Source organism: Roseibium sp. R5, assembly GCF_055755305.1.
Map to the genome: position 1 here is coordinate 3,130,419 of NZ_CM146910.1, position 13,254 is coordinate 3,143,672.

Genomic DNA, 13,254 nt, shown 5'->3' on the forward strand with positions numbered 1-13,254 from the left:
GCCTGCACGTTTTCCTTTCCTTTCGGCCCAAATCCGCCTATACGCGGCGGAATGTTTGTTTTGCCTTTGCGACGCCGCGAAGGCCTAGATCGAGCGCAGCACATTCAAGCTGCAGCTGAACGAGTCCAAAAATGTCCGCGATTGAACAGAAAAAAGTGACCGCTGATGAGGCGGGCATGCGCCTCGACCGTTGGTTCAAGGCCCATTATCCCGGATTGGGTTTTGGCCGCTTGCAAAAACTGCTGCGGACCGGACAGGTGCGGGTGGATGGCAAGCGCGCGGAAAGCAACACGCGGATTGCCAAAGGGCAGATTATCCGCATTCCACCGCTCGGTGTTGAATTGCCAGCGGATGACAAGAAAAACGCCCGGCCGAAATCGACCAAGCTGATTGCCGACGACAAAAAGGCAATCGAGGACATGCTGCTCTATGAGGACAACCAGGTCATGGTCCTCAACAAGCCGGCTGGTCTTGCGGTTCAGGGTGGTTCGGGTTTGAAGCGCCACCTGGATGGCATGCTGGATGCCTTTACCGATCAAAAGGGCAACAAGCCGCGCTTGGTCCACCGGCTTGACCGGGAAACCTCCGGGATCATTCTTGTTGCGCGGACCCGTCAGGCGGCGCAGGAACTGACCAAGGCGTTCCGGCATCGCAATACGCGCAAGGTGTATTGGACAATCCTCGCCGGTGTTCCGAAGCCTCATCAGGGACGGATTTCAACCTTTCTCGCTCGCGATGAAGAAGAAGAGCGTATGCAGGTGGTCCGCCAGGGCGGCGCGGATGATGCGCAACACGCAGTCTCGCTCTACTCTGTCTTCGAAAAATCCGGCCAGAAGCTCTCATGGGTCACGATGAAACCGATCACAGGCCGGACACACCAGCTGCGCGCGCATGCTGCTCATATCGGTCACCCGATCATCGGGGATGACAAATACTTCAACATCGAAAACTGGGAACTGCCGGGCGGTATCCAGAACCGTTTGCATCTCTTGGCGCGGCGGATCGTCATTCCGCACCCCTCCGGCCACGGAAAAATCGATGTGTCTGCACCGCTCCCGCCGCACATGCAGCAGACCTGGAACCTCTTGGGCTTTGATGCGACCGACTATGATCCGGAAATAGATGATCCGGATGAGAACGTCATCAAGCGCTAGGGACGTTTCTTTCATGCCAGAGTTTGGACATGGTTGATCACCTGGCCGAGTTTGGCAGGACCGCTCATGACCTAGCTGACGCCGCAGGTGAAATCGTGCGGACAGCCTGGTTCAGTGAGGGCGCGGTTTCGTACAAGGCCGACCGTTCTGCTTTGACTGAAGCGGATACAGCCGTTGAACACCGGCTTCGTGATCTGATCGCACACCGTCATCCGGACCATGGCATCCTCGGCGAAGAGTTTGGTGCAGAAGATCTCGACAAGGAGTTTGTCTGGGTCCTGGACCCGATTGACGGGACACGGCAGTTCGGTGCCCGGCTGCTCAACTTCGGTGTCCTGATTGCGCTCTGCCACCACGGGAAACCTGTCATAGGCGTCATCGATCAACCGATGGGACATATCCGGTATTGTGGGATCAAGGGCGGTGGAGCGACCTTGAACGGCCGCTGCATCACCAGCCGCAAAGACGCGGACTTGGATCGCGCGGTCCTGTCGCTGGCCAATCCGAATTCGTTTTGCGGTGAGAGCCGGAGTGGCTTTGAAGCTTTGAACAGCACAGGCGCCATGACGGGGTTTGATGGTGGATGCCTCGCCTACGGTGCCTTGGCGCGGGGTATGGTGGACGTATGTCTGAACGGTCCGGACCTTGATCCGTTCGATATTTGTGCGCTGGTCCCAATTGTTGAAGAAGCGGGGGGATGCATCACGGATTGGAGTGGCGCTCCGTTATCGCTGTCGTCACGAGGTGCAATTGTTGCCTCAGGCTCAAAGCGGCTTCATGAAACGGTATTGGATCTCCTTCCAGGGCGGACTTAAAGTCCCTGAAACAGTGCGGTCAGAATAACGGATCCGATGGTGACGGCGACCACGCCGGCGGCCAGTTTCCAGGCATCGGACCGCTTCTTAAGGCCTGGCCAGCCGAGAGGCTTGATCACCTGGATTGCAGCCACCAGGATCAAGAATAGCGCGATGATTTTGGTCAAGGATGGCTCCGGGCAGGCTTCGTTGGGAGATGCCTAAAACCCATACCCAATCATCTGACAGACCACAAGCGCACTATCTGGATGCGTATTTCCGTTCGTTGTAGAGCGCCATGTATTTGGGCAGCTTGCTCATGTCCGGCACGACGATCATCGTTTTGACCTTGCCCTGTTTGAAGGCTCTCAGAAACTTGTCGTAGTGGGTGAACGCAACACAGCCATGTGAGCCCTTGCTGCGCCGAAGAAGCGGAGAGTGCGCCAACATACCGTCGCGGCCGCGCATGGCAGCAACGTCGTAGGGCAGCATCCGGATCGCTTCGACCCCATGGAACCGCCGCTCCCGCATCCGCAGCTTGTAAACGTTCGGCGGCGTGGGGCCGAGATTCTTCACATAGGCATATTTGGGTTTGTTCATCCGGTGTCCGATGCCGGAATTTGCCTTCAGCTTGCTGCCATCCGGCATGTGAACGACAGCTGCGCTGATGTCATAAACCGCGATTTTACTGCTGCGGCCCGGCAAGCCGCCGCCTTTACCGTTAAACAGTTTTCCAAGGCCGCTGAACGGTGAGTCTTCCGCGCCCGGTTCTTGGGGCTTGGCGTATGCCAAGACAGGCGCCTGCGTGGTCTTACGCATGTTTGGTGCAGAGGAGGGCTTTGAAATTGCACCGGGTTTCGTTCGAACCAACGGTTTCGGGCGCATGGCAGGGACAGGCAGCACATTTGATGGCGACAGGCTTGCCACCTGAACAGTCTCAGTTTCCGCGTCGATCATCGGCAAGGCATCGACCGTTGACGGATCTGCCGTGATTTCGGCCGGTTCTGCAAGGCCCGCAACGACTGTTTGCGGGCCTGATGTCTCCGCTGCTTGTGGCACTTCCGGAGCCGCTTCAGCTACCAACGTGTTTCCGGTAACTGGGGCAGGAGGACCATAAACGGTATCGTCTTCGGCGGGCCGGCTGGCTATGAGGGCGTAGCGCAGGTTCAGGAAGGCCAAACGTTGTGCGAGGGCAACCTTGGCGACGTTCTTTTGGTCCTGTGTTGGCAGAAGCTGTGCCGTAGCCGGGGTAATCCTTGCCTTGTCCATAGCGTCTAAAGAAGCGCGATCGTTTGCAGGGAAGTCCGGCACCTTTATCGACGTTGCGATACGAACCGTATGGTTTGCATCTTCGGCCTTGGCAACCTGCACCGTGGCCTTGATTGGAGTGAGCGCGACTGCCTTATGCTCAGCTGTACCTTGCAGGGCAGGCAGTGCCGCCTTGATGGCGAGAGCACCGGCGAGGACTGTAACCGCACCGATTGTCAAAAGATGGCCGCCGAAGCTGCTTTGCTTGGATACCGGAGTGTGCGCCTTGGGCGTGGACTGGTGTGTCTTTGGCATAAAGCACGTATTTCCCTGAGGCCGCGGATCGAATCACACGGCGATGTTTACTGATACTCGCCCGTCAAGCTTGCCTGAGGCGTTTATATAAACTTTTAACCATACGGCGATTTTTTGCCGTTTCGGCCGGGGCGCGGCGCACTCGAAACTCAGACCACCTTGACTGAGGTGTCCGCGAAGTGCCCGTTTGTTTTCCGCGATATCCAAAATTGCTCGCCCGGGAGAGGCGGTTCTGTGGAGGAACCCGGCAACTTCTGCAGGGGCGGGAAAAAATGCTCTATCCGGCAGCGCGCCGTTTGACTGCAAATGCGGGCCAAAATATGTCCCAGACCGCTTGACCCTGGCTGGAAAACCCGGCACATGCGGCCAATTGGTGAGCCCAACGGACACGGATCCTTATGTACCTGATCATATTTGACGTCGATGGCACGCTTCTCGATAGCCAGAACACCATCGTGCATGGCTTCGAAACAGCGTTTTCCGCTGTCGGGCTCCCAGCTCCCGATCGAAAGACAATCCTGTCAATAGTGGGGCGGTCACTGGAAGAGGCGTTTCAGGATCTTGTCGGTCCAAACCACACGCATCTGGTCGCGCAAATGGCGGACGCTTACCGGACGGAAAAGATTGCGCGGCGGACGTCCGGGCTGGACCTTGATCCGTTGTATCCGGGCGCCCGTGAAGCGATCGATCGGCTGCATGCACGGCTTGATGTTTTGCTTGGTATCGCAACGGGCAAGGCGATGCGCGGGGTTCGGTACATGCTGGATGTTCATGATCTGCATGGACGCTTCATCACCATCCAGACCGCGGACACATCCCCTTCAAAGCCGCATCCGGACATGATCGAACGGGCTTTGCGGGAAACAGGTGCAGAAGCCATAAAGACGGTCATGATCGGCGATACCGGGTTTGATATGGCCATGGCGCGGTCTGCCGGGGTCCATGCGATCGGTGTGACCTGGGGCTACCATGATCACAGCCAGTTGGTAAGTGAGGGCGCGGAGCGGGTGGTCGACACTTTCGATGAGCTCGCTGTAGCAATAAATGAAATCTTAAAAATCACAGAGGAAGCAGTGTGATGCGTGATTACCTTGAAGCATTGCATGAAGATGCGGCGAAGGATCCGGAGCAACGGGCCCGGGAACTGTCTCGCCGCGAGCTGCCAAAGAGATTCTACAAGAGCGCCGAACACGTTGAAACAGAAGATGGTTTTGCCATTCATCTGGATGGGCGCCCGGTGAAGACACCGGCCAAGTCGACACTTTTGCTGCCGACCGAAGTCTTGGGCGCTGCTGTTGCCGCGGAGTGGGAGGCTCAGGAGAAGGAAATCAATCCGGCCCGAATGCCGCTGACCCGGATTGCCAACTCGGCCCAAGATGCAGTCGCCAAGCGATTTGGCGAAGTCGCGGATGACATCACCGGGTTTGCCGGAAATGATGCGCTTTGCTACCGGGCCGACGATCCGGAGAGTCTCTGCGACACCCAGCGCCGTGTGTGGGACCCGGTGGTTGAATGGGCCGGCGATCAACTTGGCGGACGATTCGTGCTCATCGAAGGCATCATGCACACGCCGCAGGATCCTGCGTTGCTGACGGCGTTCCGCTCCAGGATCGGCGACGACAGCCCGCTGCGGCTTGCCGGGTTTCATACCGTCACCACGTTGACCGGGTCGGCGCTTCTTGCGCTCGCGCTGCGCGAGGGGTTCCTAGATGCGGACAATGTCTGGACCGCCGCCCATGTTGAAGAAGACTTCAACATCGAGCGTTGGGGCGAGGATGCGGAAGCCAAACAGATCCGCGCATACAAGCGCTCAGAGTTCGATGCGGCCGCCCTTGTTCTGGCAAACGCATAAGGCTCGATAGCCTTGATAGTATAGGTCTGAGTGTTTACTAGGCCCCTGCCTTCGCAGGGGCGGCGCGTGGATCAGAAACTTGGCCGACCGGGACATCAGCCCAGATAGAACGTTGTTGCCATCAGGAAGAAGATCAGGACGCCCAAGACGTCATTGGACGAGGTGATGAAGACACCGATGGCCATGGCCGGATCGATGCCGATCTTGTCGAGAATGATCGGAATGGTGGCGCCGACCATGGCGGCGATCGTGGTGACGCACAACAAGGAGAGTGATGTCGCCAAAGCCAGATCAAACGGCGCTTCAAGCGGCACGACGAAAGAGGCGAGCATGACCAGCGTTCCCAGGATAAGGCCCGCCACAGTGCCGTTCAAAAGGGCTGCCAGGAACTCCTTGAGCAGCCGGAACACAATATCACCGGACCAAAGGGCGCCGGTGGCGATCCCCTGAACGGCAACAGCAGAGGCCTGAAGGCCAGCATTGCCCGCCATGGACATGGTCACGGGGATGAAAGCTGCCAGGATCGCGGCTTCGGCCAGCTGGTCTTCGTAGGAACCAACAACCGTTGCCGCAACACTTGCGCCGATCAGTCCTGCGAGCAGCCAGGGCAGGCGGCCCCGGACGATCCGGAACACTGTGTCATCGGAACGGGATTCGGCTGACACACCGCTCATCAAGAGCATGTCTTCATTTGCTTCATCGGATGCGATCCGGGTCAGCTGCTTTGGCGTGATCCGCCCCACCAAATGGCCGTCTGCACCGACAACCGGGACGGTTCGCATGTCCCGCTTTCGGGCGAGCCGCAGGACCTCTTCCTGGTCCATATCGGCCGAAACTGAAATGACATCGCGGTTCATGATGCTAGACAACGGCGCGTCTGCAGGGGCCAGCAAGAGTTTGCCGACTTCGACCGTCCCGGTTAGCCGGCCGTCTTTATCGGTGACATAAACGGTGAAAACTTTGCGGATACGGTTGGCCTCCGCGCGCATCTGTTCGACGGCTTCCCCGGCCGTGCAGGCCTCCGGCAGCGCGACAAACTTGCGGGCCATAACCCGCCCTGCCGTGTCGTCGGCATAAGACGCTCGGGTGGCGATGTCCTCCACATCGGGCAGGCGCGTGATCAGCTCATCGGCGGCATCTTCGGGAAACTCGTTGAGGATCTCGATTGCGTCTTCCGGGTCGAGGCCAGCCAGGATGTCCCGGAACTGATCGAGGGTGGACTCCTCCATCAAAATAGACCGGAACTCCGGACTGAGCTCCGCAACAACCTTGACCGACGGATTGGCCGGGAGCCATTTGAACAGCTTTCGGGCGTGTTTCAGACGGAGCCGTGTCAGCATCTGCATGACGTCGGTCGGATCCCAAAGCTTTAATAGGTCAAGGAGATCCTGCCGTTTGCCGGCCTTGATCATGTCGCGCACGGCGTTCAGCGTTGCGTCGTTCTCGTCAAGGTGTTCTTGGGCCGGCTCGCGGGTCCAGACAATGTCTGGAAGTGCGGATGCCATGGTATCGGCTTTGCTCATTCAGGCAGGACTCCGGTTGTCTCCGCACGCTTTTAGAAGCTCAATGTGACGGAACCCTAACAAAGGCGGGCAGTGCCGGAAATCAGTTAGACGTCGAACTCTTCCAGATCGGCAAAACCTTCGCGAAGTTTCTCTGACCAACCGTGGGACAGCTTCTGGAAATACGGGTTGTCCTGCTCGATGCGGATTTGCCGGTCGGTGTTGAAGCTGTCTGTGTTGTAGAGCAGCATGTCGATCGGCATGCCGACGGACAAGTTCGAGCGCAAAGTGGAATCAAAGGACAGGAGGATCATCTTGGCAGCCTCGCCAAGACGCATGTTTTTTCGTGTGACACGATCGAGGATCGGTTTGCCGTATTTGTGCTCGCCGATCTGCAGAAACGGTGTGTCATCCGCGACTTCGATGAAGTTGCCTGCTGCATAGACCTGGAACAGGCGCGGTTCTTCACCCTTGATTTGGCCGCCGAGAATGAAGCTGACATAGAAGTTGTCGGCGTTCGCGGCCAAGGCCTCACCATCGATCGCCTTTACCTCACGAATGGCGCTGCCGACAAGACGCGCGACCTGGAACATGGTCTTTGCGGTCATCACGGTGGTGCGTTCATCGCTAGAGTTGTCGGCGTGCTCAATTAACAGGGACACGACCGCTTGCGTCACGGCCAGGTTGCCGGACGACAGCAAGGTGATGACCCGCTCGCCGGTCTTTTCCCAGACATGCAGCTTTTTGAAAGACGCAATGTTGTCGATGCCGGCGTTGGTGCGCGTATCGGCGGCCAACACAAGGCCACGGTCCAGTTTAATTCCAACGCAATAGGTCATACGGCTCTTCCCGATCCCGCGAATTTTGGCCGACGCCGTTTAGTCCCAGTTCCCGGCGTTGGCAAGCGGATTCAAAAGGACCCGATTATTGTTGCTGCTGAAGCGCAGCTTGCGCCACATCCACCTCGACATGCAGGTTTTCTTCCTGCCCGCCAAAACGGATTCCCCGGATAGGAGCAGCGGAACGCGAGTCGAGGCCCGTGGTCAAGCGGATATACCGCTCGGTTGGGCAAATAGCGTTGGATACATCGAAACCAACCCATCCAAGCCCCTCGATCCGGACTTCCGCCCACGCATGGTGCGCTTCAGAGGCTTGTTCGTCTTCCAGCAGCAAATAGCCCGACACATAGCGTGCCGGTGTTCCGATTGAGCGAGCTGCAGCGATGAAAATATGGGCATGGTCTTGGCAAACACCTTCACCGGCCGCAAGTGCAGTCGTCGCACTGGCGTGGGTCTCTGTCACGCCCACCTTGTAGTCGACCTTGTCGCGGATGGCGTGCATGAGCTCGTGAAACCCGCCGATCGGATCCGGGACTTCTGCAAGGGCTGCCAGTTTCCGGATCGCCTGGTTCGAATGGGTGAGGGGTGTGACGCGGGTGTAGATCCGTGCGGGCGCGCTGGCGCCCTTTTCTTTGCCGATCACGCCATTGGTTTCTGTCGTTTCCACAGTGCCGGTGGCAGTGATTTCGACGTCTTCAACAGGCCCCGCGCGCGAGACCATATGCACGATGTTGTCAAAAGCATCGGAATAGGTTGTTGCGCGCTCAATGCCGGGCGCTTCGATACTCCAGTCAATGATCCGTTGCGCAGGATTGGCGACCGGCGTGAGCCGAAGCTGCTGCATGGCGTTGGCGAGCGGTTGATCGTATTTGTAGCGGGTTGTATGTCGGACGAATAATCGCATCTCGGTTCCGAAATTGTTCGGTTAACAGGTCAGGCGAAGTTGTAGTCTTCACATAGTTGGTGGGCAAACTGGTTGTTCTTGCCGATAAAGTCGATCAGGAAATCATGCAGGCCTTCCTGGTAGATGTCCCGCATCTGCTTCTCCTTCAGATCCTTGAAGACATCAGCCGCCAAATCCAGGCTTGGTTCCCGCGACCCATAGAAATGCCCCAGGTCTTCGGCTGTGTCGGCAAGCCAGTCATAACAATAGGCGAGCGACCGGGGCATTTCGCGCCGCAGGATCAAAAACTCGGCGATGTTAAAGGCCTTTAGCTGTGCGTTTGGATAGGCAAACCGGTAGCTCCGGCGGCCGGACAAGGCGCGCAGGATCGCCGACCATTGGTATCGTTCAGAACTGCCGTCTTCGATGATGTCGTTGTCCGGCAGGAGCACCCAGTATTGGTTGTCGAGGATCCGTGCCGTGTTATCCGCCCGTTCGACAAAGGTTCCCATCTGGCTGAAGTAATAGCCATCATCGCGTAAGACAGTGTTCAGAAGTGCGCCCCGGAAAAGATGTGACCGCTGGGCAAGCCAAGCCAGAAAGTCCGGAAGTTTTTCCTGGGTGACTGATTGCGGGCTGGTGTCGCAAAACTCAATCCAGGTCGTATTGATGGCTTCCCAAAGCTCGGCGGTGATGCCTGTGCGCACCGCACGGGCGTTGTTGCGCGATAACTCCAGGCAATTGCGGATGCTGATCGGGTTGTCTTTTGAAAAGACCATGTAGTTCGTGACGTGCCGCGAGTGCAGCTCGTCATGTTTTTCGTGGTAGCCAGTCTCAGCGCCTGAACAGGCCAGAGCGAATTGCCAATGGTGGCCTTCGGCTTGCCCATCGTAAGCCATGATAGCCCCACGATAAGCGACTTCCATCAGTCGGGTAATGTTTTGGGCGCGCTCCTGATAGCGCGACATCCAGAACAAGGAGGCGGCGGTTCTTCCTAGCATGTCGTCTCAGTCCTCCAGTACCCAAGTGTCTTTTGTGCCGCCGCCCTGGCTGGAATTGACCACCAGGGAGCCTTTCTTCAGCGCAACGCGGGTCAAGCCCCCAGGTGTGATGCGCACCTGATCGCCGATAAGAACGAAGGGGCGCAAATCCACGTGGCGGGGCGCGATGCCGGAGGCAACATGGGTTGGACAGGCCGACAAGGCGAGCGTCGGCTGAGCGATGTAGTTGGAGGGGTTGTTCTGCAGGATTTTCCTGAACTCTGCGATCTCCCGTTTTGAGGCTGTTGGACCGATCAACATGCCGTAACCACCAGATCCGTGAACCTCCTTCACAACGATGTCGGCGAGATTGTCGAGCACATAGGCAAGATCATCTTCCCGCGAACAGTTCCACGTGGGCACATTGTTGAGGATCGGTTTTTGACCGGTGTAGAACTCAATGATGTCCGGCACATACGCGTAGATCGCCTTGTCATCGGCAATTCCTGTGCCGGGCGCATTACAGATCGTCACATTGCCTGCACGATAGGCATCAAACAGTCCGGGCACGCCCAGCATACTGTCCGGATTGAAGGTGAGGGGGTCGAGGAACGCATCGTCAATCCGGCGGTAAATCACGTCGACCTGTTTTGGCGCCCGGGTCGTGCGCATGAAGACCTTGCCGGCATCGACAAACAGATCACGGCCTTCAACCAATTCCACGCCCATGCTGTCGGCCAGGAACGCATGCTCAAAATAGGCGGAGTTGTAGATACCAGGTGTTAGGACGACGATGGTCTGTTCTGATTTCGCCGGATCCGGGGCAACGCTTTCGAGCGTCTGGCGCAAGTTTTCCGGATAACGCTCCACGGGAGCCACATTGTGGGTTTGGAACAATTCCGGGAAAAGACGCATCATCGTTTCCCGGTTCTCCATCATGTAGGAAACACCGGACGGGGTCCGCGTGTTGTCTTCCAACACATAAAACTCGTTCTCAGAAACCCGGACCAGATCTGTCCCGATGATGTGGGAATAGACCTTTCGCGCCGGGGTGAACCCGGCCATTTCCGGCAAGAATGCCTCGTTCTGCAGGATAAGGTTCGCCGGAATGCGCCCGGCACGGATAATTTCCTGGCGGTGATAAATGTCGTGCAGGAAGGCGTTGAGGGCGCGAACACGCTGGTCGATACCGGCCGACAGGCGGCGCCACTCTGAAGCTGAGATGATCCTGGGGATGGGATCAAAGGGAATAAGCCGCTCAGTGGCGTCTTCGGCACCATAAACCGCGAAGGTAATCCCAAGGCGGCGGAAGATGGTTTCCGCGTCGCGGCTCTTCTTGGTTAGAAAACTGTTCGGCTTGTCTTGAAGCCAATTGGCGATTCTTGAATATGGGGCCCGTGGACTGCCGTCCTGTTCGAGCATCTCATTGAAAAAACCAGAGCTGTCTGACATTGCCTCCCCGCTTGCTTTGTTAATTAAGACTAGGATGGCAGGCCGGATCTGACAACCCAAGGTCAATTTACCGGCGTATTCTGCCTAATTTCTAGGCAAAATTGATGAGGCTGCGGGCGGAGGAAGGCGGATAGCTCACCAAATCGCGCCGAATTCAGATTGCGGGATCACACCTGCCATTCTCCCTTGTGCTGACTTTGCCGGGTTCGGAGGGCATGCTAGGACCAAACAAGACAAAGACATTGGGAGACCCAGATGAGAGACGTTCTGGTGGAGTTGGAGCAGCGGCGGGAAACGGCCAAGATGGGTGGCGGCCAGCGGCGCATCGATTCCCAGCACTCCAAAGGCAAGCTGACCGCTCGGGAGCGGATCGAAATCCTTTTGGACGAAGGCTCGTTTGAAGAGTTCGACATGTTCAAGCAGCACCGCTGCACCGATTTCGGCATGGACGAGCAGCACATTCCTGGCGACGGCGTTGTCACCGGCTGGGGCACGGTCAACGGCCGAACCATCTACGTGTTCTCCAAGGACTTCACTGTTTTCGGCGGGTCCCTGTCCGAGGCCCATGCTGAAAAGATGGTCAAACTGCAGGACATGGCTCTGCAGAACCGGGCACCGATCATTGGTCTTTTCGATGCGGGCGGTGCGCGGATCCAGGAAGGGGTTGCGGCGCTGGGCGGTTATGGCGAGGTGTTCACCCGCAATGTTCAGGCATCCGGCGTCATTCCGCAGATTTCCCTGATCATGGGCCCCTGTGCGGGCGGTGACGTTTATTCGCCGGCAATGACCGACTTCATCTTTATGGTCCGCGACACGTCCTACATGTTCGTCACCGGACCGGATGTTGTGAAAACCGTGACCAATGAAACGGTCACAGCTGAAGAACTCGGCGGTGCGTCGGTGCACACAACCAAATCCTCAATCGCCGACGGTGCATTCGACAATGATGTTGAGGCGCTTTTGGAGATGCGGCGTCTTATCGACTTCCTGCCGATGAACAATCAGGCAGAGCTGCCCGAGGTCACAAACTACGACGATCCGGACCGGATCGACATGAGCCTCGACTCCTTTATCCCGGACAATCCAAACAAGCCTTACGACATGAAAGAGCTTGTGTTGAAGACCCTCGATGAGGGGGACTTCTACGAGATCCAGGAGAACTTTGCGGGCAACATCATCACCGGTTTCGGCCGCATCGAAGGGCGCACCGTCGGTGTGATTGCGAACCAGCCGATGGTTCTGGCCGGTGTTCTGGACTCAGATGCAAGCCGCAAGGCAGCCCGCTTCGTCCGGTTTTGTGATTGCTTCAATATTCCGATTGTCACCTTCGTCGATGTGCCGGGGTTCTTGCCCGGTACGTCTCAAGAGTACGGCGGTCTGATCAAGCACGGCGCGAAGCTTTTGTTCGCCTACACCGAGGCGACAGTGCCGAAGGTCACGGTTATCACCCGCAAGGCGTACGGTGGAGCGTATGACGTCATGAGCTCCAAGCACATTCGCGGCGACATCAACTATGCCTGGCCGACGGCGGAAATCGCCGTGATGGGCGCGAAAGGCGCTGTTGAGATCCTCTACCGCTCTGAACTGGGGGATCCGGAAAAGATCCAGAAGCGCACGCAAGACTACGAGAACCGGTTTGCAAACCCGTTCGTCGCAGCCGAGCGTGGATACATCGATGATGTGATCCGTCCGCATTCGACCCGCCGACGTGTCGCGAAAGCCTTGGCTTTGCTGCGCGCCAAAAAAGTCGAAACGCCCTGGAAAAAACACGACAACATTCCGCTCTGATTGCGAAAGATGTTTAGCCTCAAACCCGCCGAGAAAAAACTTGGCGGGTTTTTGTTTTTTAGGCTGGCTTTATTGCCGTCGTCTCTTCAAAAGTTGGCCGTGGCCGCGGTGTCTCAATCGATGAAAAGCAGATCCGGGTCTTTACATTCAAAAGCAACATAACACTGCGGATTGTCACGCGTTGCGCCATACTGCGGTGCTAGGGCTTTATCACGTTCACAATATCTGAGGTTCGCGACGAACCTGGAATAAGTGTACTGGCCTGTCGTAAAGACCACCGCTCCGTTTCTAAGCACCATATTTTGTGCCTGGGCACAGGTCATCTGGCGTAGATCCGGCCGAGCTTCTGCAACGTTCGCGGCTGACAGAAGCGAAAGAACAGCGGCGGGGATTAGTAGGGCATGCGGCTTCATACGAACCTCCAGCGTGTTTCAGGCACCGCACTTT

Annotated in this window: 13 protein-coding genes; 5 read left to right on the plus strand and 8 right to left on the minus strand. The window is 57.3% G+C overall.

What is annotated here, in order from left to right; translation table 11 throughout:
• Window positions 1-131: 131 nt before the first annotated feature.
• Both AC0J4F_RS14695 and AC0J4F_RS14700 read left to right on the plus strand, forming a co-directional pair.
• A complete protein-coding gene (locus AC0J4F_RS14695; protein WP_133946876.1) occupies window positions 132-1,154 on the plus strand; it encodes an RluA family pseudouridine synthase in 1,023 nt (340 codons plus the stop codon).
• Window positions 1,155-1,183: 29 nt separating this feature from the next.
• Window positions 1,184-1,969, plus strand: coding sequence for an inositol monophosphatase family protein (locus tag AC0J4F_RS14700; RefSeq protein WP_133946877.1), 786 nt, complete (start codon window positions 1,184-1,186; stop codon window positions 1,967-1,969).
• On the opposite strand, the gene AC0J4F_RS14705 is transcribed toward AC0J4F_RS14700, so the two are convergent.
• Together AC0J4F_RS14705 and AC0J4F_RS14710 are read right to left on the minus strand one after the other, a co-directional pair.
• A complete protein-coding gene (locus tag AC0J4F_RS14705; protein WP_008192193.1) occupies window positions 1,966-2,136 on the minus strand; it encodes a hypothetical protein in 171 nt (56 codons plus the stop codon). The genes AC0J4F_RS14700 and AC0J4F_RS14705 overlap by 4 nt on opposite strands.
• 73 nt (window positions 2,137-2,209) lie before the next feature.
• A complete protein-coding gene (locus tag AC0J4F_RS14710) occupies window positions 2,210-3,511 on the minus strand; it encodes a DUF2778 domain-containing protein (protein ID WP_473023845.1) in 1,302 nt (433 codons plus the stop codon).
• Window positions 3,512-3,909: 398 nt separating this feature from the next.
• Between AC0J4F_RS14710 and AC0J4F_RS14715 the strand changes: the two genes are divergently transcribed.
• Window positions 3,910-4,590 carry an HAD-IA family hydrolase gene (locus AC0J4F_RS14715; protein ID WP_473023846.1) on the plus strand — a complete coding sequence of 227 codons (681 nt, stop codon included), beginning with the start codon at window positions 3,910-3,912 and terminating at the stop codon, window positions 4,588-4,590.
• Window positions 4,590-5,363 (plus strand): ATP12 family chaperone protein, encoded by a 774-nt coding sequence (locus tag AC0J4F_RS14720; RefSeq protein ID WP_473023847.1) that lies wholly within the window; start codon window positions 4,590-4,592, stop codon window positions 5,361-5,363. Before AC0J4F_RS14715 ends, AC0J4F_RS14720 begins: the two co-directional genes overlap by 1 nt.
• Window positions 5,364-5,458: 95 nt before the next feature.
• Here the strand turns inward: AC0J4F_RS14720 and mgtE are convergent, their stop codons facing one another.
• The 5 genes from mgtE to AC0J4F_RS14745 all read right to left on the minus strand — a co-directional run bounded on the left by mgtE (window position 5,459) and on the right by AC0J4F_RS14745 (window position 11,019).
• Entirely contained in the window at window positions 5,459-6,886 is a 1,428-nt protein-coding gene (mgtE, locus tag AC0J4F_RS14725; RefSeq protein ID WP_473023848.1) for a magnesium transporter, read from the minus strand.
• 86 nt (window positions 6,887-6,972) lie between these two features.
• Entirely contained in the window at window positions 6,973-7,704 is a 732-nt protein-coding gene (locus AC0J4F_RS14730) for a proteasome-type protease (protein WP_473023849.1), read from the minus strand.
• Between the two features lie 85 nt (window positions 7,705-7,789).
• A complete protein-coding gene (locus AC0J4F_RS14735; RefSeq protein ID WP_473023850.1) occupies window positions 7,790-8,608 on the minus strand; it encodes a transglutaminase family protein in 819 nt (272 codons plus the stop codon).
• A 29-nt stretch (window positions 8,609-8,637) separates the two neighbouring features.
• Window positions 8,638-9,588 (minus strand): alpha-E domain-containing protein, encoded by a 951-nt coding sequence (locus AC0J4F_RS14740; RefSeq protein WP_473023851.1) that lies wholly within the window; start codon window positions 9,586-9,588, stop codon window positions 8,638-8,640.
• A 6-nt stretch (window positions 9,589-9,594) separates the two neighbouring features.
• On the minus strand, window positions 9,595-11,019 hold the full coding sequence (locus AC0J4F_RS14745; protein ID WP_133946885.1) for a circularly permuted type 2 ATP-grasp protein: 1,425 nt from the start codon (window positions 11,017-11,019) through the stop codon (window positions 9,595-9,597).
• 255 nt (window positions 11,020-11,274) lie between these two features.
• Here AC0J4F_RS14745 and AC0J4F_RS14750 point away from each other — a divergent pair, with 255 nt between their 5' ends.
• Window positions 11,275-12,807, plus strand: a complete 1,533-nt coding sequence (locus tag AC0J4F_RS14750; protein WP_133946886.1) for an acyl-CoA carboxylase subunit beta — start codon at window positions 11,275-11,277, stop codon at window positions 12,805-12,807.
• A gap of 113 nt (window positions 12,808-12,920) precedes the next feature.
• Here the strand turns inward: AC0J4F_RS14750 and AC0J4F_RS14755 are convergent, their stop codons facing one another.
• Window positions 12,921-13,220, minus strand: a complete 300-nt coding sequence (locus tag AC0J4F_RS14755; protein WP_209178370.1) for a hypothetical protein — start codon at window positions 13,218-13,220, stop codon at window positions 12,921-12,923.
• Window positions 13,221-13,254 lie beyond the last annotated feature (34 nt).